We start from the raw sequence: 20879 nt of genomic DNA on the forward strand, positions 1-20879 counted from the left end.
ATATTCAAAATAATGGCAAAAGAAGATCAACTAGATTTTTTACTGAAATCATTACTAATAATATCACGGAATGATGGTAACAAAAATATAACTTATACTTTTTTCAAAAAAAATTTAGAAAAGCTAGATTTGAATCTTGCAAAATTATTACGTCATTGGGCTAAAAATTACTTTTATGGAGAAGGAATATCTAATGATCAAAGTGTAGCAGCCGCTATCGCTATTGTTAATTTTGCTACTCTCATTGGACAGTTTCCATACGGAAATATAGCCGATAATATAGATATTGCAATTGCTTGTTGCGAAGTTGTAGAAGTCATTTTCACTCGTAAACATTTTCTTAAATTATGGGCTACATCTAGGGTTAATTTGGGAAATGCTTATGGACAGCGAATTTATGGTGATACTTTAGAAAATCTGGAAAAATCATTATTCGCTTATCAGGATGCTTTAAAAGTGTATTCTTATGAAGAATTTCCTATAGAGTGGTCTGAAACTCAAACTAATTGGGTTGCCTTTTATGTAAAAAAATATAGAATTAAAAACAATAAGTTTGATAATCCTGAAAAGCTAGAACAATTGGTAAAAATTTGTAATTTAGCAGCAGATATATTCCAAAAAAATAACCTGATTGAGAAATGGGCTATAGTTAAAAATCATCTTGCATCTGCACATTGTGACCTTCTAAGTAATAATTACTATCAAAAATGGGAATTATCAATAAATATTTATAATGATATTTTAGAATTAATCAATAAAAACTCCTTTCTTGAAGAATGGGCAAATACTCAAATGAATTTGGGTATTGCATATCATAAAAGAATTAAGGGAGAACTAAAAAATAATTTACAACTGGCAGTTCAAGCTTTTCATAATTCTTTAAAATTTTACACCCGTGAAAGTCATCCCTTTACCTATGCCATACTTCATAATAACTTGGGTAATGTTTACCGTGACCAAGGTTTAACGACTCTGGCAATAGACTTTTATAGATTAGCCTTAGAAATCCATATACCTGAAATATATCCTGCTGAAGCAGTTAGAAATGCACGCAATCTGGGAAATACTGCTTTCAAATCAGGACTTTGGAAAGAAGCTATTGATGGTTATAGTATTGCTATTAAAGCAGTAGAAACTAGTCGTATTTGGGTCAAGTCCGAATCACGCCGTCAAAAGATTCTCACAGAAGCTATTGGGATTTACCAGAATATGGTAAAGGCCTGCATTAATGCTGGGCAAATAGAAAAAGCATTTGAATACGCAGAACGATCGCGCGCCAAAAGTCTAGTAGACTTAATGGCAAGTAACGACCTCTACCAAGGTGACGAAATTTCCCCAGCAGTTCAGGAGTTATTGCAGCAGTATGAAGAATTGCAACGACAAATTGATCTAGAGCGCGATCGCCATCAATCTAAAAATAATCGCAGTGAGACACGTCCTGCTTGGCAAGCTTATAATGAGGCGATCGCCAATTTAGAAAACCAAAAACAACGAATATGGGAAGATATTAGACGTTTAGATCCTGTGCTAGCTGGTGAGATTCAAGTTAGCGCGCCTGAATTTTCTGCAATTCAAAAGCTGATTGACAAACCAAACGCTGCTATTTTAAGTTTCTATACTACTGACACAGATACCCATATTTTTATTGTACAGCAAACCCAAATTACTCTTCACACTTGTAAAGGGCAAGGATTAAATATATTACAAGGCTGGATTCAGCAGAATTGGTTATTCCCTTATAGAGATGAAACTCAAAAATGGGAAACTCAAATTTCCAGTTTTCTCCTTGAATTAGCTGAACGCTTACAAATATCTCAACTCATATCTCAACATCTTCAAGCGATAGAAGAATTAATTTTAATACCTCACCTTTTATTACATCAAATTCCCTTTGCTGCCTTGCCTACAGGAGAATATCAGGAATATTTAGGAGATAAATTTCTGATTCGTTACAGTCCAAGCTGCCAAATTTTAGAATTTTGTCAGCAACGAGACATAGTAAATGGCTTGTCTCTACAATATGGCACTGTGGAAGATGCAGAAGATAACCTTTACTGTGCTAGATTTGAGGGACAAAAACTTGCCCAAATTTACAACATCCCCAGAGAAAATAGATTAATTGGTAGTAATCAAGCTACTCCTCAAAACTATCGAAAATTAGCACAACAGGTTAATATAATTCATTGCTGTCACCATGCGGAATCTCGACTAGATAATCCTTTAGAATCACGGTTAAAATTAGCCAATGACAGCAGTATTACCTTGGGGGAATTAATGACACCCAGTTGGCGTTTACCTCAACTTGTAGAAGTATTTCTATCTTGCTGTGAAACTCATTTAGGGATTCCTTCATTAACTGATGATATTTTGACACTTTCTACAGCTTTTTTATGTGCTGGTGCTAGAAGTGTAGTTAGTACACTCTGGTCAGTGGAAGATTTTGCCACAGCATTATTTTCCATTTTGTACTATCAGCAAAGACAAGAAGGTAAAAACCGTCCCGAAGCACTACGGCAAGCGCAAATAAAACTACGTGAATTTACAAAGGCAAATCTTCAAGAGATATTCCAAGAAGTTGACACCAGAGAACGTGAACTAGCAAGAAATCGGAAAAAATATCCTTTAGATTCGATTGAATATAAGCAATGGCAGCTTGAATATAATATGTATGCTAAATTGAACAGAAAAATTCAAGAAATTGAACAATCTACTCAGCAATTTCCGTTTGCACATCCCCGTTACTGGGCTGCTTTTATTTGTCAAGGCTTACGATAAAAATACAAGTGTTTAAAAAATAAAATCCACCTAAAACTAGGTGGATTTTCATTTATTTTAGTGGATCCGAGCAGAGTCGAACTGCTGTCCAAATTGGGTATTGACCCCCCACTCGTTCACAGGTTTAGCCTTTCTGACCCTCAAGGCGGGAATCGTTCATTATCCCGAACGTAGGATGCTCTGATTAAGTCTTAGCTAGCAAGCCAACCAGAGAACACTTGCTAGAGCGTCCGTTGGGGGTTGGTCTTTAGTCCTTAACGGAGTCAAACTAAAGACGCTCGAATCTGTGAGAGATTATTAGGCAACTGCAACAGTAGCAGGCTTACGAGCAAATTTTACGATGTTATTCGCATTTACTTTTGTTTTGAGCCTTGATTTGCGAGAGGTGACTCACTCTCGACCTGAATCATAGAGCAGCGTTCGCCAACCTGTCGAAACCGTTACGGACCCATGTCTCTATACTCTAATTATAATACGCGATTTTACAGTTGTGGGTAAACACGGTGGGATTTTGGTGAGTAGTTGAGGAAAAGCGATCGCCGACTTGTTCTGTAAAAGAGGCATTGACTTAACCTCCAACATGAATAGCAGGTCGGCGTTCAGGATCTTTCTCAGTTCGACGCAACACTTCACGGGTAACAATAGCAATATCACCCTCACCAAATAAAATAAAACGCAGTAAATATTGGATGGGATTTCCTTCTGGCCAGCCGAAGTAAGCGTGAGGAGTTTTATGGGTTTGATCGCGAATGTAAAGAAGTAATGCGGCGATCGCATTCGGGACTGCTGTAGCTTGCGCTCGTAAAATCCGATACTTACCCACTTGTAACCCTTGGACTCTGATTACATTCGTAAATTCTGAAGGGTCGGATACTAAAATTTCTAAGAAGAGGATAGGATCGGTAGGCGGAATATGGTTATCCTCACGCACTTCTTTCTCTTTGAGAAAATACTCTTGTTCATCACCTGTATTCAGTCGATTGGCAATGATGCGGATTGCACCTTGACTTTCTTCGGCAATAAAGCTTTGGGCTATTTCGTCAATTTCAACCCGTTCTACTCGTAGTTCCGTCGAACGCCAAACCCGTGAAATCAGGGAGGTGAAAATAATACTAACTATGAAAAATGTCGCGATTCTGAGTCCTTCTGGCCTTTCAATAATATTGACAACCGTAGTATATATAAACAACAGTGTGATCAGCCCAAAAAGTATAGTTCGCCGCTTCGTTCTTTGATAATGAATTGATAGGGTAACAGCGATCGCAGCTGAACTCATCAACACCAGTACACCTGTCGCATATGCTCCACCTTGGGCTTCCACATTTGCCTGGAAGATAATTGTTACACCAAAAGCAATAATCGTATAGACTAACACTAACGGACGTGTTACTAGTACCCAATTTGGTGCCATCCCATAACGTGGTAAATAGCGAGGCACAATATTCAGCAGTCCTGCCATTGCCGACGCACCGGCAAACCACAATATAGAAATTGTACTCAGATCATAAAGTGTACCGAAAGCGTTACCTATATACTGATGTGCCAAATATGCCAAAGCACGTCCATTAGCCTTACCTCCTGTTTGAAATTCTGCGGCTGGAATTAAAACAGTAGTAATAAAACTGCTGGTAATTAAAAAGAAGCTCATAATTAAAGCAGCAGTAGTTAGCAGTTTGCGTGTATTACGAACACGCCCCCTGGGGAAGTAGGGATCATCGCTGCTTTGGCCTTTAACAAGCGGCATCACTGCAACACCAGTTTCAAAGCCTGATAATCCTAGTGCTAGCTTCGGAAATAGTAGAACAGCTACGCCAAGCATGACTACAAAATTGGGATGGCGCGCAAAAAGTGCTGTTTGCCAATTAGTAATCACGGATGGATTAATGACAATCTGATACAGCCCAACACCAATTACAATCAAGTTTAATAGCAGATAAACTCCCACCAAAAATACTGCTATTCCAACTGCTTCTTTGAAGCCTCTGAGAAAAACTACGGCTAATAGTGCGACCAATATCAGGGTTATGCCTATTTGCTGATTGTGTAGCCACATTGGGGCGAGAGGATTTTCGACGATATGAGCCGTAGCATCGGCAGCTGACAGGGTAATAGTGATGATGAAATCGGTGGCGACAAAGCCCAGTAAGCACAACACAAATAATTTACCTTGCCACCATGAAAGCAAATGCTCAAGCATGGCAATTGAGCCTTCCCCGTGGGGGCTTTTAGCAGCAACATAGCGATAAATCGGTAATGCGCCAAACAGTGTCAACAAGACTAAAATCAATGTGGCGATGGGAGAAAGAACGCCTGCTGCTAATGCTGCAATACCAGGTTGATAGCCAAGGGTGGAAAAATAATCGACACCCGTTAGGCACATTACTTGCCACCAGGGATGCTGGCGATGTATTTCTTCGTTATCGTGTGATCTTTCTTTTTCTTGTCGGTCTTCTTCCAGCAACCAGCGCATCAACTTTCTGCTGATTGTTGGTGTTGGAACAGTTGGTTTAACCATCAAACACTACTCCTGCTCTATAGCTTACGATACCACCCTGCATTACATCGCAGTCAGCTTCTTGAGAAATGCCTTCACACTTTTGCGTTTGTGTCTATGGTAAGGGTAAAAGCCTTTTCATCGCTTACTGCTGCCCCTTTCCTCAATGTCGCCATCAATCCTTTTTGCTAACTTTGAGCAACTCAAAACTAAAATCTAATCGCCAAAAGCAAAAATAGCTAACTGCTATAGGAATCCGACTTGATTATTGAAATGATTTGCGTAGATAGGGAACAGGGAACAGGCTTCTGCCGTGAGCGTCAGCCGAACGGGAACAGGGAACAGGAAAAGAAGTAACAGAGGTGTACTGAGCTTTTTTCAGAAATCAAATATGATTCCTATAGTTTTAAACTCACCAAGCAATTAGCTATTAATTATAGTTAGCAATTGACATATTCCTAACCGAGTGCTGCTACACCACCAACAGCCTCAAGTAGTTCTTGAATAATTGCAACTGCATAAAATAACCAAGAAACTTGGATGAATTGACGATGAGGTGAAGTGATCGCCATCAATCCAAACTGAAATAAGGGAGATTACTCGAAAATTTTCCGAATATCCTTCAACATTAAAAATAAATGTCTGCGGCTGAGTTGAGACGTTTGAGGCAGTCTTTTAGTAAACCACTTTTTGGCAGTAGAACTTGTACGAATGTCTATCCGTTCGGTTCTAGACTCCTGTGAGTGGCTCATAACTTCAGTGTAGATAGATTTTACTCTCAACACCTAAGTTAGCATCCACACATTTTCCTGACAAAAAGGACAAGGATTAAAACTGTTTTCGAGTAGAGCGATCGCACAAGATGCTGATCCGAATTTCATTAGGCATCGCTCCCCCAAATTAAAAATTTTCTACAAAATAAAGCATAGGACAGGTTGCTGAATTTAAGGCTATCTTCAGCTTAATACCTGTCCCTTTTGTGATCCTGAACTCAGTTTAAAAAAAAATCAAAAAATACAAAACCCAAAAATTTTGAATGGGAATTGTGCATTTTATACAGGATTTAATGACTAGTACCTGTATGGACTGTTTTCACCCACTTCAGCCGTTTTGGTCTAACTGACATTCGGGCTGTGGTACTGCTCATTACTACTAACCAGTGCAGCATATACAAAGTACCGCGCACAGTTTGGAGTAGTAAGACAAAGGGGGTGTAAACAGTGAATTTCTGCTCTTGGCGTATCCTTCTTAAGCCTGCATACATACCCATAACTGACATTGTGATTGACAAGCTAGTTACAGGGCTTAAAATTGGCAGGCGATGACGATAAACTGACATCAACAAATCAGGAATAGCTGCTGTGGGTAGGATGTACATGGTGAGCATAAACATGAGCATATCCCAGGTTTTGCGCGTACCCATGCGATTTTTGAGGATTAAATCCCAATAATCCAAAAATCGTTGATAACCACCCTCAGCCCAACGGTTACGCTGATGCCAAAGTGCCATTGCGTTGGTGACACCTTCTTCCTGCACGGCTGGGAAGAATACACACTCAATATCCCAGTTATCTAAATGCAGGCGGAAAGTCATATCTAAGTCATCGGTAATGGTTTCTTCGTTCCATCCTCCGAAGTTCTCTAAGGCTGTGCGGCGCACAAATTGACCGTTACCTCGTAATTCACCAATGCCACCAATGGCAGTACGTTGTTGCTGAAACCAAGTATCCAAAGCCATTTCGGACATTTGCCCCTTTGTCCAAAAATTCTCCTTGGCATTGGCGATCGCTTTTCGCACTTGCACCGCCCCCACCTTGTCACGTTGGAACAAAGGTACTACTTGGAGTAATAAGTCTGAGGCTACTTGAGCATCAGCATCAAAGACAGCAATAATTTCGCCTTTTGTCAAAGGCAGAACTTGATTAAGCGCACCTGACTTACCACCCACCGCTTGAGCAGAACGTCTGAGTACCTTGAGATTATCGTACTCCTGGGATAATTCTGCTAAAATTTGGGGGGTTTGATCGGTGCTATAGTCGTCAATTATCCAAACTTCGTATTGCCCTTTGGGGTATTCCAGATTACAAAGATTTTTGACTAATTTACCAATTACAGCTTCCTCGTTTTTTGCTGCTACCAATACAGAAATCACAGGTAATTCACCCTGCATTTCCTTCTGATAGTGACGGGGTTGAGCAAACCCAATGATTAAAGCATGAATACCGAGAATGGCAGTCACACTTAGCACAAAGAGAGAACCCCAGGAAGCTAAATGTAAGGCGATCGTACCGCTCCAGACTATGGTTAAGATGAGAGCTGCTTTACCTCTACGCCCTTGAAACCGGGATGGTAAAGACAAATCCCGCGTTTCTACCACTGACTCCTCAGTTACTGATAGGTCAGACAACAAGGAGTTGAGTGGATCAAGTTCTTTGTAGGAATCGTTGTCGGGCCAGGAATTTGCTGGCATAAGTTACTTGATTCAAAAACCAGTATTTGTCTACACCTGAAAAGAAGCTGGGAATCAGATCACGCCAAAGTGTATGAGCTAACTTTGTCTGTGTTTAGCCCTACTAGAAAAATTTAAGTATAAAAACTTACTTTTTCATAGCAAATATGCAAGCTGTTCCACAATCGGAACTAGAAATAGGACTAAATGAAAACAAAGCAGCAACAGCTTATTGTTGGTAGAAATTGCAATAACAGCATTTACTACCTAATGGCAGTAATTTGCAGCGTTATTGCGCCCAGCTTCCCTAAAAGCTAATGCAGCCCTATTGTAACTGAGATTTTAATATTTCTTAGCAGTAACTTTTGCAGTGACTATCATGGGGGGTTGGGGATTGGGGACTGGGGAGGGGACAAGGTAGACAAGGTAGAATTTTCTCAGCATCGGCTAAACACCTTGCTACTACTAACAGCAATCATTACTCAGCACTCATTACTCAGCACTCATCACTCATCACTCAGCACTCAGCACTCCCTGTGTACATTAGCAATTTTTTGGGAATACTTCATGGAGAACTACTAAATATCCTTAGTTGTCAACTACTGTTGAGGAATATTCAACAATGTCTATTGAGCAACTCCAGCCTGCTAACGCCCAACAAGCTAATGTCTACCTGCCTTACATTCAGGGTGCAGCGAAGCGTAATTTTTTACCTTATGCGATTAGTCTCTACCAAAAGGGCATTTTGGAAGGCCACCGGAAAATAGAATCTGGTGATAATGTTCCTTTTGTCGCTTCTTGGAATGTGGCTACTCTACCCTCTGATCTAACCCGTTGCCGAATGCAATTTGATGGTAATTCTGAGTTAAACTATGAAGTCATGATGGCTAGCTTTGAATTTATTAGTTTTTTAATTGAACTTCTAGAGAACTCTAAACGCTACAAAGTAACTGATTTTTCACAATCTTTTTACCGCAAATTACTACGTATTGATGAATAATTCAGTTGATTAAAATTTGTGGGTTGTCAGGGAAAGTAAACTTTGGAGTAGCCTGACAACCTTGTTTTTTGCTTTGATACCCTTGCACGAAAATATTGATAAAACTCACTTTCGCTGCTGTCCCCGCTTACCTAAAAATATTATCCTGATGGTGGGAAGGTATGAGTATGATTATCACAAAATCTTCACTTCAGATTGAAAATTAAGACTATCTGGACTTACGCAAAAATAACGTAACTCCGTTATTACGAGCGATAGCGAAGTAATCTCACCTGACGCTAGGATTGCTTCCCTACACTTTGTTCCGGTCGCAATGACATGATCGGCGTTGCGTAAGTCCTAACTATGTCTGAATCAAGACTAAAAATTTACTGAGATCATATAGGACTCATATTTGATTTCTGAAAAAAACTCCGTACACTTTTGTTCCTTCTTACCTATTTCCTATTCCCTGTTCCCGTTCGGCTGACGCTCACGGCAGAAGCCTGTTCCCTGTTCCCTTCCTACGCAAATGATTTCAGGAATCAAAGCGGATTCCTATAGTAAAAATATATAAATATAAAAGCAAAAAAATTTACTTTCAGAAAAAACTTTTAGATAAATTAAATTTGTTCATAGGCTAATGATTCTGCCAGAACCAATTAAAATTAATAAACACCTGGCTGGGTTTTACTTCCTTTTGAAATTAGGAGTGCATGTGTGCCGAAATCTGCTAAATATTTGCTGATTGGCTCAACTGAAACTTACAGTGGTAAGTCGGCAACAGTCCTGGGTTTATCTCATCAGTTACAGAAAAAAGGCTTGGATATTGCCTATGGTAAGCCCTTGGGCAATTGTTTGAGTACATCTGATGGTACTGTGATTGACGAAGATGTCCAGTTTATTACTCTTAGTCTCAATCTCTCAGCGAACCGGATTGTGCCGATAATGCTGGCCTTAGATGAAGCCAGTGTGCAAAGACGTTTACGGGGTGAGGACAAAACTGATTATCGTCAGTCTTTGGTGGAGCAGTATTTACAAGTTCCTAGAGGGGATTTAGTGCTGCTAGAAGCCCCTGGCGATTTGACAGAGGGTTATTTGTTTGATTTATCTTTGCTGCAAGTGGCAGAGGTTTTAGATGCGGCTGTTCTCTTGGTGAGTCGCTATGATTCTTTGCTGTCTGTGGAGTCGATATTGTCTGCTAAGGAGCGTGTAGGCGATCGCTTGCTTGGGGTTGTGATCAATGATGTTCCCACTATCCATTTAGAAACCGTCAATAGTTCTGTGCGCCCATTTCTAGAACAGCAGGGTATACCTGTGATGGCTGTGCTACCGAAAAACGATTTACTCCGCAGTGTCAGCGTTGGGGAATTAGTCAAACAACTCAAGGCTGAAGTTCTCTGTCGCAGCGATCGCTTAGATTTAATGGTGGAAAGTTTAGCGATTGGGGCGATGAATGTGAATGCGGCTGTGAAATATTTCCGCAAGCGGCGGAATATGGCAGTAGTCACCGGAGGCGATCGTGTAGAAATTCAACAGGCGGCTTTAGAAACTTCCACCCAATGTCTCATTCTCACAGGACAACTACCACCACCACAATTTATTCTTAGTCGCGCTGAAGAATTAGAAATTCCGATTTTGTCAGTTGATTTAGATACCCTGACTACTGTCGAAATCGTTGATCGCACTTTTGGTCAAGTCCGTGTCCACGAACCAATTAAAGTAGAGTGCATTCGTCAGTTAATGTCGGAAAATTTTGATGTTAACCGTCTGTTGTCTAAGTTGGGCTTAACCCCGGTGACAGTCTAAATCTGAGACGATTTCGTCAACTACCAAAGCTCATAGAGTCGTACAACCGTGCGGCTCTAATTTGTATTTACGACTAGCCAAAAACATTCATTCAGTTTGAGCTTTCTGCCAGTCGGCGAATATTATCCATAACTTTTGGTAAAACTGTTTGAAATTTTCGCCCTAATAGGTTGCTAAACACAAAAGATAGTAAGCCTGTGAATGATACCTCGTGAGTGAAGTATGTCTTACCTTGGTTTTGGGTGAGATATCGTCTAACGTTGAGTTGGCACAGAGGTAATACAGTGGTAAATGTATAACTCTTTTGTGGTTCCCATTGAGAGATCAAAAACGTCGATACAGGTGCATTTTTAGATTTGAGCTTACCTTGAGCATTGAGTGCAAAGTTGCCATCTAGGGAAGCAAATTCTAATTCAGTGTCCCATGTCGGCCAATTTTTCACGTCTGTCCAAATATTCCAGATGCGATCGCTAGGAGCGATGGTTTCTACAGTGTGGCTAAATTTCATGTTGATGGTAGTTGGTAAACTCACATCTTGCACCTGGAAATATGAATGTCAAAACCACAACTACGTGCAAGAGGAGTGAGGCGTTCAATGTTAAGTAAAAGAAGATACACTACTAATTGAGGGAAAATAGATTCAAGAGCTAGTTGTGCAGCTTGACCCCAATCAGGTGGTGATGCTGACTGAGTATGCAGATAACTCCAATGGGCTATGAGATAAGCAGTGAGAGAAAGGATAAGCCAACGATACATACCCAGCAGAGTTCCTTGCCCAAAGCGATGTAAACCAAAACGGTGCTTGGCGGTTTTGAACCATCCCTCAATCTGCCATCGACGCTTACCCCACCATTTAAGAGTAGAAGCTTTAATCGGGCGAGTAGATAAAATAAAACGTTTTTCTAGTTTGCCATTATCGCGTTTTAAGTAATACCAAGAAACAGTAACAGGAAAGCTTAACCCAAACAGATAAACCTGTTGCCCTTGCTGATGTAAGCGTCTTAAAAGTCTACCATCTGCTAATTTACGGCTAATAGATACACCAGTAATAGCATGATATTTCAGACGACGTACACCCTCAAGAAATTCTATACTGCCAAAGGCCGTATCAGCTAAAATAATTGTCTGGAAATGTTGAGTTAAAGATTGCGGTAAACGTTTCACGAGTTTCAGTCCTAGCTTTGCAGGGGAAGGCGTTCCCTTACCTCTCCAAACCCTAAAATTCCAAGGGATACGGCATCTTCCAATTACCAAATAAACCACGACCAGATGCAAACCGCGTTTACCATTGTAGACTCTGATTAAATCACTAAACTCTTGAAATTTACCTCGTTTCTCTAAAGTCGTTAGGTCAATTATTACTTGTAAAAAGGGTTTTCTTCCTTTAGCAGATGATGCTAAAACCTTGAGTACTGTTTGTAATGCGGTGGAACGAACAACACGAATCATCTCCCTAGTTGACCAAGGATTGATATTGAGAAATCGGCTGATTGCACTTGGAGATTTTGTTTGACTGTGTTCGGGTAATGGGTGTCCTTGTGCCTCTAAAAATAATGCCAGCATAGCTTCTAAATTATCTTTCTGGTACTGCGTTGGCATCAGTTCTTTCAGGCTATAAACTAGTTTTTGGGCGTGGGCAAGCATTAATCAGTGCTTTGTTTAATTCAAGTATTTCACGCCTTTTCTCTCATGTTTTAAGTATCAAAGGCAAACATATCCATGTCTTCGGCGAAAAAGTAACCGCCGACGCGGAAATCTTACTTTCTACGCAATATTACGGCATTTACGTTCTATTTATAACTAAATTTACTTATCTATCCTTATTTGAATCTTGTTATAGTTTTGTGCTGTCTATTGGCTTTCTACGGGTATCTACGTTAGGTGCAAGAAGTGAGTAAATGGTGATGGTAAAATGTTCCCTCTGAAAACTTTTATATTAACTATTTTGTATACAACAAGTTGTATATATCAAGTGGGATAGCTAAAGTGATCTCTAAACCTAACGAATGTAAAAAGCATCACTTTGAAGATTGATTTTTGACGTATGGGTTCAAAATCAAGAGCATAAGTTAAAAAAACTTAGCAGGATATGACTCAAGTTCACTTCCGACTTGCCCAGTGTTTGGTAAAATATCTGGGTTGTTTAATCTGATTACCTCCGTCTTTGAGCCAGTCAATAGACCTCATCAACCTCGATACGTTAGCGCAAGAACTAGCAACAATCCAGCAAACAGGTTCTAAAAGAATTGCCTTGCTGGGGTCGCGTCATGTGCCTATTACGCATCAGAATCTTATTGAAATGATGACTTATGCCTTGGTTTTATCAGGCAATAGAGTCATTACATCCGGGGCTACGGGTACGAATTCAGCTGCAATTAAGGGAGCCATGCGAGCTGATCCGAATTTGCTGACAGTAATTCTGCCCCAAAGTTTAGAACGCCAGCCCTATGAATCGCGTCAGCAACTAGAGCAGGTTATGCACTTGGTAGAAAATCCAGGGAATGATAACCTGTCTTTGGCTGAAGCTAGCTACATCTGTAACAAAGAGATTGTCTCTCGTTGTCAGCAGTTGATTTGCTTCGCATTTCATGACAGTCGCACCCTACTTCAAACTTGTGGGGAAGCGGAAGAACAAAGAAAAGTGGTAACACTTTTCTACTTTGATTAGTCAACAGCCAAAAGTTAACAGTCAAGCCAATCGTTGACGATGAGCAAGCGGCTAATGACTAAAGGGTAGAAGATAATGATAATTTTTTTGTATGCGATCGCCGCAGCTGCGGTGCTAATTTACGTGCCATTTTTATTGGTAGGGTATGCGCGTGTGCAAGTGGGGTATGACGTTTCTGCCCCACGAGCCATGTTTGATAAATTACCACCATACGCTCAACGGGCTACCTGGGCGCATCAAAATTCCTTTGAAACGTTCATGGTGTTCCTGGCTGCGGCACTAATGGCTTATGTTACTGGTGTAAATTCTGTTACAGCCACATGGGCTGCGATCGCTTATGTAGTAGCTCGGTTGCTGTACTCAATATTTTATATTTTGAATATACCGTTATTGCGATCGCTCATGTTTGGCATTGGCTCTCTTAGCTGTGCTACTCTCTTTGTTCTGAGTATCATTCAAGCTAGGGGTTAAATTCGGAGATAGGGCATGGAAGAGGAATTGGTGCAGGGTGCAGGGTGCAAGGGGGAGAAAAATTTCCCCATTTCTCCCTGCCCCCTTTCGTCTCCCAGTCCCCAATCCCCAGTCCCCGATCCCCAGTCCCAACATTTAAAGTCCAACATTACTTTATGGCTGCTACTTACTCCTTTGACATTGTGAGTGATTTTGATCGACAAGAATTGGTGAATGCTGTTGATCAAGTCGTCCGAGACCTCAAAAGTCGTTATGACCTCAAAGACACCCAAACTACTGTGGAATTGGGTGAAACAACCATTACTATTGGCACTGACAGCGAATTTACCCTAGAGTCTGTTCACAACATTTTGCGAGAAAAAGCTGCCAAGCGGAATCTTTCCCAAAAAATCTTTGATTTTGGCAAAGTTGAGTCAGCTAGTGGTAATCGTGTTCGTCAAGAAATCACCCTCAAAAAAGGAATCAGTCAGGATATTGCCAAACAAATATCCAAACTGATTCGTGACGAATTTAAAAAAGTCCAAGCTTCTATTCAAGGTGATGCTGTGCGCGTATCTGCTAAAGCCAAAGATGATTTGCAAACCGTCATCCAAAGGTTAAAGCAAGAAGACTATCCTGTGGCTTTGCAGTTTACGAATTATAGATAAAAGGTGTTTAGCTGTGTGAGGGTATAAGGGTGTAAGGGTGTAAGGGTAAATAATTTATCTTCATTCTTTCCCCTATACCCCTATACCCCTAAGAAGACCTACCAGCGATCGCCTTTTGATATGCTGGTCTTCCTACCATACGCTGAATATATTGCTCAACTGCTGGATAAGCACTCAAATCTAGTTTGAGCATTAAGGGAATGTAAGCCAATATAGAACCCACCGCCACATCAGCAACGCTAAATTCCTCTCCTAGTAAGAAAGATTGCTTGCTAAAGATTTCATTGAGGGGAGTTAATAAACGCGGTGTTTCCCGTTCGCGGGTTGCTTCTACAAAAATACCCGTACCTAAAGTAGCATTGGCAAAGAGTACCCATTGAGAAATGATTGCACGTTCCTCTGGTGAAGTTGGGCATTTGTCATACTTTTCAGCCAAATACAGCAAAATCGCGCCTGATTCCCATAGTTGAAAGTCGCCATCGACAATGGCTGGGACTTTACCAATGGGGTTAATTTTCAAGAATTCTGGCTGGCGATGTTCACCTCCCTGCATATCCAGCAGAACGAACTCATAGGGAACTGCCAATTCTTCTAAATACCATTGCACGATCGCAGCGCGACTGCGTGCGCCACCATACAGTTTCAACATAACTACCTGAGACTAAAGGACTTTGTGGGTGTGAGAATGCTGTTTCACATTATCTTCTTTTGTAATTAATCTAGTAGCATTCAGTACCCGCTTGCGCTCCAGGGAATATTGTAAATCAGTATAGGTTGTACCAATCGGTATTAAGGCTTGCACGCTTTCTTTGCGTTTATAGGTGCGAGCCGATGCAAATACCCGTGACACAAATTCATCAGCAAATTGTGCCGATTCAGGAAACCCTGCTGGTAAAATTGGCTGTTCGCCGTTGACTACTGCACCCAGGTTAGTTGCACAAGCAAATTTATAGGAAGTGGGAATACCTTTTAAAAGTGTTTCTAAAGCAGCCGAGGGAATCGGTTCTAGGACTTCGACTTGGTGAATTTCCCCATCTGACTTGATGAAGCAGGTTGCAAGACCAATAACAATATAATCGTCAGCCACTAAATCAGGTGCATTTTGGTAAGTCACGTTGCTGCGCTCCAAATTCAAAATTCAACTATGCCCATAAATAAATTTAGGTGGCTTCAGTCCTTTTCTTGTTCAGTTATGAGAAATATTTACATTATGCTGGGATCGAAGTTGTTACTAGGATAAGACAACTCAAACAAACTTCAACCAGCGATCGCATAATATTTACCTCTAATATTATCTAGATGGTAAAGACGCAGTACAACCAGCAGCACGTAACTTTTGCTTAGTAGATGTGTTGAAATACCACATATTAGGTTTATATGGGTTGATGAGAAAATATTTTTTGTCCGTAGATGTAATAAAATCTACAAAATTTTCATTATTTTGATGTAGCGTCAATGTTTTGTTACCGATTTTAAGATTGTTGCCAGAAATAACCCCAGTTTTTACATATTGAGATTTTTCAGATATGCCAATTACACAAACTTGATTGCGTACACGAGCCGGCCAAATAGCAATAGTAATTTCTGGAGTATCTGGCCAATCTTGATTTATCCAATATCCTAAAAAATCTACTGTATTATTACTTTTAGACCAAGCTTGCCGAAAAGAGTTTAATTCGCGGATTCTTCTGTTATCTGAACCTTCTAGATAATTCCGCAGTTGAGTCGCAATATTGCGGGGAACGCCTTTGTTCACTAAGCAATTAACATCCGAACAATTACCTTGTCTACGTCCACCATCGACGATATTCCATTTGCCATTTTTGCGTTTAAATGTGACATCTCCACCATTTTGTCCAAAAAAATAACGCACAGTCGCATAGTTATTAACAATCAATACATCCCCAACTGCACCCCAACTTCGGACTACATTGAGAATAGCAGTAGTATCATCAGCAGCCGCTACACGCAAGGGTGTGGAAGTAAACTGTGCAGAAACAGGTGAAACACTAGCTGTCAAAAATCCTAAAAACGCTGCATTTATTAGTGATAGAGAAACCTTCATTAGCTTGACTCTGAACTTTAGCATTAATCATGACAAGTATTTTGCATATTTAAAAACATATATCTTCAGTATTAATGCTTAAAAAAAGCAATACCATTTCTTGATGTAGCTTGCCTGGCGTAGCCATAGATGTACTTTATTCCATACTGTAGAGACGTTGCATGCAACGTCTCTACATAATATATTTGGCGCAACTTCATAGAGAATTGGTACAAGTACATTGTTGACTTCAATAGCATATTTAAAACTAAACGGTTTAGTTTTTTAGACTAGAAGCATCCAGATATAGTAATTATACTTACTCTCAAACTTTGAGAATCTTTACAAAGATTAATCTTTTGATGTTTCTGGAATTTAACTTGGGGAAGAAGTATCCATAACTTGGTTAGAGCATTAATTGTCTGTATAAAGTGTGTTTTCTACTAGTTGCAATTCCTGAAATCTAATTTAGTTACTGTAAATAAGTAATCATAGACACCTGCACAAGTGACACAAAAGCACAACCACCGCGACAGTAAAAACTCTAACTTGACTTCAAGGAGCATTGAGGCGAACTCATGAACAGTAAATCATTCTTAGCTTCTGGTGAACAGCACAATAATCGTTGTCAATTTGTAACTAATAACACATTTTTAAACAAAGAACTCGGAGCTAACGGTGACAGTTACTTACGTTCTTGCGCTTTGAGGTCAGCTCAACAAGGGAATTATACTGAAGCGATCGCTCTATTAACTGAATTAATCAAACGCCATCCACAAAATGCTGTAGACTATAACAATCGGGGTTTGGTGTACTTCCAAAGCGGTAAACTGAACGAAGCATTATCTGACTACAACAAAGCACTGCAATTCAATCCGCATTTAGCGAGTGCTTATAATAACCGCGCCAATTACTACGCGGCTTGTGGTGAATTAACGGCCGCATTGGCTGATTATGATTGTGCCATTGATTTTAACCCAGGTCATGTCAGAGCCTGGATTAACCGGGGTATTACTTTAAGGGATTTGGGACAATACGATCAAGCAATTGAGAATTTTGACAATGCACTGCTATTTGGTCAACTAGAAGGTCATATTTGGGCGGAACGGGGTAGAACCTATCATATCTGGGGTGAGTGGAATTGTGCGATCGCAGATTATCGTCGCGCCTTGACTAAATTACCCACCCCAGATGTGAAAGCAGATGTTCCTGGCTATCGTTTAAGATTACAGGTTGAAAGTTGGCTACATGAATTATTGCCTACACGTCATGATGCAGACATCGCGTAGTTAACACCAACAGCACACTATGTCAATTTGGTATAATTATCGAAATTGCGCCACATTCCAATCATTTAGGACTTACTAATTTCAATTAGGCAATATTTTTCACAACCTTATCATTCATAGAATGATAAGGTTGTGGATTGGAAGCTTTTTAGGGGCGGGTTCAGCAATATCATCAACAATTAATGATGATATTGCTGAACCCGCCTTTACCGAGTCTTATTAGCTCCAAGTATCAACTATTTTTTGGATATAGAAGGTTTTCCTAACTCACATCAGGCGTATTCTGAATTTTGAATTGATATCATCCTCCTTGTCCCACAGCACAAAGGTTAAATGGATTGACTGAGCAACATCTAAGCAGGTTAAGAAATAATAATAAAGATAAATTTAAATCAGCTATAAAACTTTAACTATTAACTGTAAATAATTTGCACCCAGGTCGATTACTACTTAACAAATACTGCTACTGGCGATGTCTTCTCTGAGAGAAATGCTAGGGTGTAGCTTGCTGCTGTCAAGGAATACGGCGAATTTAATTAACGCCATCATCCCCATCACCAATGTTTGTTTAGGGTGAAGACTCAGAAAGGTCTATTTGCTGTCCGTATTGGTTGGTTAAAATCACAGGACGTTGATTAGGTTCAAACCTATATGTTTGCTGCTGCATGACACGTTTAGCTTGACGTGGATCAAAATTCCGGTTGAGTTCGTCCTGCAATTTGCTAACACGCTTTTCTAATTGCTTGACTTCTGTACTAACTTCTCTTAGCTTGCCTTGGTGTGACAAATTGTAAGGCACAAGTTTTACTAAAGCGGAAATTGCTGCTGTGGAAATAGCGACATTGACAATTACTTTTGCTGTTACTTCTACGGCCATTACCTTGTAAGAACGTTGACGGAGATGGCGTTTTGGACGAGGAATTACTTGCTGTTTGTGTGTGGGTGTCGGTTGTGGAAGATGAGAAGGTTGAAAAGCGTTCATGATGCCTAAAACTAAAGATTTCCTGATGAATATGAGTAAGCCATAAAAGCTTATTCGTAATAATTGCGGCTGAGATTAGCTGACATATTACTTCATTTTTGCCAAATTGCTACACGTATTTTCATTGTCAAAAAAACACAAAATACACGTAGGTAGATGATTTGAGTTGATGGTGTTAGTTCACCAGTGTCAAGAAAACTGTGTTTGATTTGCCAGGATTATTATTCTTTTAGCAGCTAATGTCAATTCCAAACAGCAGTCTCACTTGTACATCACAAGCTGATGTATGATCTATTTTTTGGTGTTTTTTGGCTTTGACCTGGATTTAGGCACCGCCAATCCCATACAAGGTATCAAAAGAATTCTGCTATTGTCAAATTTTTGTCACTAACTATAAATTCAATTTGTCACGTCTGTCATGGAAAATCAAATTTTATAGTTGATTATTAGTGTAAATATTTTCAGTATTTATAACTAAATTGTTAATTTTAAGTATTTTTATATACTAAAAATTTTTAAGCAATGATCGCTAAATTGGCATCAAACAGGGCTAAAGCCCTTACTACAAGCCAGTTAGTCTGGAAAAATAAATGAAGATTAGCGGATTTTCAGCCTGTAACGCTACAGGATAACAACTAATGACTAATGACTATTAACAACCAAGAGTGGATGCCTGTAAGTCAGACTCCACTCCTAGCTGCTTATGCGGACATTATTTGTACAGTTCTGTTGCTAACCGCCAAGCCAATAAGCCTGGAAGCAGTGCCACAACTAGAGCAATGTAAACTTGGCTATCAGAGATAGGCATGATTGTAAACCTCCTGAACATCAAATTGATTTTTAAGAGTCCGTTTACTACTTTTCCTTGTTTTGCCAAAATTATGGAACATCTTGTTGCATCTTGTAACAAAATCCGTGATCAATTCGGTAGTCTGAGTTATTTTTCATTAGAAAAATTTATAAAAGTATGAGTTTTTATCTGGGGATTGACTTTGGTACGTCTGGGGCGAGGGCGGTGGTGATTGATGAGGTAGCCCAAATCCAGGCGCAAATGCGATATCCTTGGGCAGCAGGAGCGATCGCTGATGTCATATCATGGCAGAAGGCTTTATGGGCATTGCTGGGGCAAATACCGGAAAATTGTCGGCAGGAAATAAAGGCGATCGCGATCAACGGCACTTCCTCGACGGTATTATTGTGTGATGATGTTGGCAACCCCATATCTGCACCATTACTCTACAACGATGCACGGGGATCATTATTTCTGGAAGAGTTAAAGCAAATAGCACCACCAAACCATACAGTCTTGAGTGCGACTTCTAGCTTGGCTAAGTTGCTGTGGATGATGCAGTTAGACAATTTCAGCGAGGCGAGATATTTTTTACATCAAGCCGACTGGCTAGCATTTTTGTTGCATGGTCAGTTGGGTAACAGTGATTACCACAATGCTTTAAAGTTGGGTTATGACGTAGAACAGTTAAAATACCCAGAATGGTTGATTAATCTGCAACTACCGATTCAACTACCCCATATTTTCGCACCAGGGACTCCCATCGCCGAATTACGTCCTGAAATCGCCAATCAGTTTTCCTTACCACTTGACTGTTTAGTTTGTGCTGGAACTACTGATAGTATTGCAGCCTTCTTAGCTAGTGGTGCAACCTCACCAGGGGAAGCTGTCACTTCCTTGGGTTCTACCTTGGTACTAAAACTTTTAAGTCGCACTCGTGTAGAAGATGCGCGCTATGGAATTTACAGCCATCGGCTAGGTGACTTGTGGTTGACTGGTGGTGCTTCTAACACTGGAGGTGCGGTATTAAGGGAATTTTTTACAGATGCAGAGTTAGAAAATTTGAGTCGTGAAATTAATAGTTCTCAACCTAGTGAGTTAGATTATTATCCCTTATTAAAAGCAGGCGATCGCTTTCCCATTAACGATCCCAATTTACCCCCACGACTCACACCACGCCCAGATAACCAGATTGAATTTCTGCATGGCTTACTAGAGAGCATCGCACGCATAGAAAACCGTGGTTATGAACTATTGCAACAATTAGGCGCAGATAGCCTCAACCGAGTCTACACCGCCGGAGGAGGCGCGAAAAATCTCACTTGGACTGCCATTCGCCAACGCTGTTTAAAAGTTCCTGTAGTCACTTCCAGCAACACTGAAGCAGCTTACGGTACAGCGTTACTGGCGATGCGAGGAGTGGGGAGTGCTGAGTGCTGAGTGCTGAGTGCTGAGTGCTGAGTGCTGAGTGCTGAGTTGAGA

The 20879-nt window shown here is 40.3% G+C and carries 17 protein-coding genes, 1 other RNA gene and 1 pseudogene; 9 read left to right on the forward strand and 10 right to left on the reverse strand.

Annotated elements, in window-relative coordinates:
• The first annotated feature begins 12 nt into the window (after positions 1 to 12).
• A complete protein-coding gene (locus tag ACQFX9_RS02540) occupies positions 13 to 2775 on the forward strand; it encodes a CHAT domain-containing protein (RefSeq protein WP_427160564.1) in 2763 nt (920 codons plus the stop codon).
• A 58-nt stretch (positions 2776 to 2833) separates the two neighbouring features.
• Here ACQFX9_RS02540 and ssrA read toward each other — a convergent pair.
• From ssrA to ACQFX9_RS02555, 3 genes are all read right to left on the reverse strand, one after another.
• Positions 2834 to 3225, reverse strand: a transfer-messenger RNA (tmRNA) gene (gene ssrA / locus ACQFX9_RS02545).
• A gap of 118 nt (positions 3226 to 3343) precedes the next feature.
• The gene (locus ACQFX9_RS02550; protein ID WP_427160565.1) at positions 3344 to 5290 is read right to left on the reverse strand and encodes an amino acid transporter; all 1947 of its coding nucleotides are present in this window, start codon (positions 5288 to 5290) and stop codon (positions 3344 to 3346) included.
• A gap of 1042 nt (positions 5291 to 6332) precedes the next feature.
• Positions 6333 to 7739: a glycosyltransferase gene (locus ACQFX9_RS02555; protein ID WP_427160567.1), complete on the reverse strand. Its 1407-nt coding sequence runs from the start codon at positions 7737 to 7739 to the stop codon at positions 6333 to 6335.
• A 601-nt stretch (positions 7740 to 8340) separates the two neighbouring features.
• On the opposite strand from ACQFX9_RS02555, the gene ebsA reads away from it, so the two are divergent.
• Both ebsA and ACQFX9_RS02565 read left to right on the forward strand, forming a co-directional pair.
• Positions 8341 to 8718: a type IV pilus biogenesis protein EbsA gene (ebsA, locus tag ACQFX9_RS02560; RefSeq protein ID WP_427160568.1), complete on the forward strand. Its 378-nt coding sequence runs from the start codon at positions 8341 to 8343 to the stop codon at positions 8716 to 8718.
• Between the two features lie 699 nt (positions 8719 to 9417).
• The gene (locus ACQFX9_RS02565; protein WP_427160569.1) at positions 9418 to 10506 is read left to right on the forward strand and encodes a phosphotransacetylase family protein; all 1089 of its coding nucleotides are present in this window, start codon (positions 9418 to 9420) and stop codon (positions 10504 to 10506) included.
• A 91-nt stretch (positions 10507 to 10597) separates the two neighbouring features.
• On the opposite strand, the gene ACQFX9_RS02570 is transcribed toward ACQFX9_RS02565, so the two are convergent.
• Positions 10598 to 11038 (reverse strand): SRPBCC family protein, encoded by a 441-nt coding sequence (locus ACQFX9_RS02570; RefSeq protein WP_427160570.1) that lies wholly within the window; start codon positions 11036 to 11038, stop codon positions 10598 to 10600.
• A gap of 53 nt (positions 11039 to 11091) precedes the next feature.
• Positions 11092 to 12150: pseudogene (locus ACQFX9_RS02575) on the reverse strand (transposase); the annotation flags it as partial.
• Positions 12151 to 12161: 11 nt separating this feature from the next.
• Here ACQFX9_RS02575 and ACQFX9_RS02580 point away from each other — a divergent pair.
• The 4 genes from ACQFX9_RS02580 to ACQFX9_RS02595 all read left to right on the forward strand — a co-directional run bounded on the left by ACQFX9_RS02580 (position 12162) and on the right by ACQFX9_RS02595 (position 14292).
• Positions 12162 to 12404: a hypothetical protein gene (locus ACQFX9_RS02580; protein WP_427159696.1), complete on the forward strand. Its 243-nt coding sequence runs from the start codon at positions 12162 to 12164 to the stop codon at positions 12402 to 12404.
• A 266-nt stretch (positions 12405 to 12670) separates the two neighbouring features.
• Positions 12671 to 13174: a DNA recombination-mediator protein A gene (locus ACQFX9_RS02585; protein WP_103139421.1), complete on the forward strand. Its 504-nt coding sequence runs from the start codon at positions 12671 to 12673 to the stop codon at positions 13172 to 13174.
• Positions 13175 to 13249: 75 nt separating this feature from the next.
• Positions 13250 to 13645, forward strand: a complete 396-nt coding sequence (locus ACQFX9_RS02590) for an MAPEG family protein (protein WP_427160571.1) — start codon at positions 13250 to 13252, stop codon at positions 13643 to 13645.
• Positions 13646 to 13800: 155 nt separating this feature from the next.
• Positions 13801 to 14292 (forward strand): YajQ family cyclic di-GMP-binding protein, encoded by a 492-nt coding sequence (locus ACQFX9_RS02595; RefSeq protein ID WP_236144971.1) that lies wholly within the window; start codon positions 13801 to 13803, stop codon positions 14290 to 14292.
• Positions 14293 to 14380: 88 nt separating this feature from the next.
• Here the strand turns inward: ACQFX9_RS02595 and ACQFX9_RS02600 are convergent, their stop codons facing one another.
• From ACQFX9_RS02600 to ACQFX9_RS02610, 3 genes are all read right to left on the reverse strand, one after another.
• Complete coding sequence (locus ACQFX9_RS02600) at positions 14381 to 14941, reverse strand: glutathione S-transferase family protein (protein ID WP_427160572.1); 561 nt, start codon at positions 14939 to 14941, stop codon at positions 14381 to 14383.
• Positions 14942 to 14953: 12 nt separating this feature from the next.
• Positions 14954 to 15406: a hypothetical protein gene (locus tag ACQFX9_RS02605; protein ID WP_427160573.1), complete on the reverse strand. Its 453-nt coding sequence runs from the start codon at positions 15404 to 15406 to the stop codon at positions 14954 to 14956.
• 177 nt (positions 15407 to 15583) lie between these two features.
• The gene (locus tag ACQFX9_RS02610) at positions 15584 to 16357 is read right to left on the reverse strand and encodes a hypothetical protein (RefSeq protein ID WP_427160574.1); all 774 of its coding nucleotides are present in this window, start codon (positions 16355 to 16357) and stop codon (positions 15584 to 15586) included.
• A 557-nt stretch (positions 16358 to 16914) separates the two neighbouring features.
• Here ACQFX9_RS02610 and ACQFX9_RS02615 point away from each other — a divergent pair.
• Positions 16915 to 17625 (forward strand): tetratricopeptide repeat protein, encoded by a 711-nt coding sequence (locus ACQFX9_RS02615; RefSeq protein ID WP_427160575.1) that lies wholly within the window; start codon positions 16915 to 16917, stop codon positions 17623 to 17625.
• Positions 17626 to 18193: 568 nt separating this feature from the next.
• On the opposite strand, the gene ACQFX9_RS02620 is transcribed toward ACQFX9_RS02615, so the two are convergent.
• Together ACQFX9_RS02620 and psaM are read right to left on the reverse strand one after the other, a co-directional pair.
• The gene (locus ACQFX9_RS02620) at positions 18194 to 18607 is read right to left on the reverse strand and encodes a hypothetical protein (protein WP_427160576.1); all 414 of its coding nucleotides are present in this window, start codon (positions 18605 to 18607) and stop codon (positions 18194 to 18196) included.
• Between the two features lie 712 nt (positions 18608 to 19319).
• Positions 19320 to 19415 carry a photosystem I reaction center subunit XII gene (gene psaM, locus ACQFX9_RS02625; protein ID WP_236144977.1) on the reverse strand — a complete coding sequence of 32 codons (96 nt, stop codon included), beginning with the start codon at positions 19413 to 19415 and terminating at the stop codon, positions 19320 to 19322.
• Between the two features lie 159 nt (positions 19416 to 19574).
• Here psaM and ACQFX9_RS02630 point away from each other — a divergent pair, with 159 nt between their 5' ends.
• Positions 19575 to 20837: an FGGY-family carbohydrate kinase gene (locus tag ACQFX9_RS02630; protein ID WP_427160577.1), complete on the forward strand. Its 1263-nt coding sequence runs from the start codon at positions 19575 to 19577 to the stop codon at positions 20835 to 20837.
• Positions 20838 to 20879: the final 42 nt, after the last annotated feature.

The sequence above is a fragment of the Aliinostoc sp. HNIBRCY26 genome, assembly GCF_050235535.1.
Taxonomy (GTDB): Bacteria; Cyanobacteriota; Cyanobacteriia; order Cyanobacteriales; family Nostocaceae; genus Trichormus.

Excerpts from the sequence above, each read along its gene's own strand:
- ACQFX9_RS02540 (WP_427160564.1), top strand. The coding sequence starts at position 13 with ATGGCAAAAGAAGATCAACTAGATTTTTTACTGAAATCATTACTAATA.
- ACQFX9_RS02550 (WP_427160565.1), bottom strand. The coding sequence starts at position 5,290 with ATGGTTAAACCAACTGTTCCAACACCAACAATCAGCAGAAAGTTGATG.
- ACQFX9_RS02555 (WP_427160567.1), bottom strand. The coding sequence starts at position 7,739 with ATGCCAGCAAATTCCTGGCCCGACAACGATTCCTACAAAGAACTTGAT.
- ebsA (WP_427160568.1), top strand. The coding sequence starts at position 8,341 with ATGTCTATTGAGCAACTCCAGCCTGCTAACGCCCAACAAGCTAATGTC.
- ACQFX9_RS02590 (WP_427160571.1), top strand. The coding sequence starts at position 13,250 with ATGATAATTTTTTTGTATGCGATCGCCGCAGCTGCGGTGCTAATTTAC.
- ACQFX9_RS02595 (WP_236144971.1), top strand. The coding sequence starts at position 13,801 with ATGGCTGCTACTTACTCCTTTGACATTGTGAGTGATTTTGATCGACAA.
- ACQFX9_RS02600 (WP_427160572.1), bottom strand. The coding sequence starts at position 14,941 with ATGTTGAAACTGTATGGTGGCGCACGCAGTCGCGCTGCGATCGTGCAA.
- ACQFX9_RS02610 (WP_427160574.1), bottom strand. The coding sequence starts at position 16,357 with ATGAAGGTTTCTCTATCACTAATAAATGCAGCGTTTTTAGGATTTTTG.
- ACQFX9_RS02615 (WP_427160575.1), top strand. The coding sequence starts at position 16,915 with ATGAACAGTAAATCATTCTTAGCTTCTGGTGAACAGCACAATAATCGT.
- ACQFX9_RS02620 (WP_427160576.1), bottom strand. The coding sequence starts at position 18,607 with ATGAACGCTTTTCAACCTTCTCATCTTCCACAACCGACACCCACACAC.
- psaM (WP_236144977.1), bottom strand. The coding sequence starts at position 19,415 with ATGCCTATCTCTGATAGCCAAGTTTACATTGCTCTAGTTGTGGCACTG.
- ACQFX9_RS02630 (WP_427160577.1), top strand. The coding sequence starts at position 19,575 with ATGAGTTTTTATCTGGGGATTGACTTTGGTACGTCTGGGGCGAGGGCG.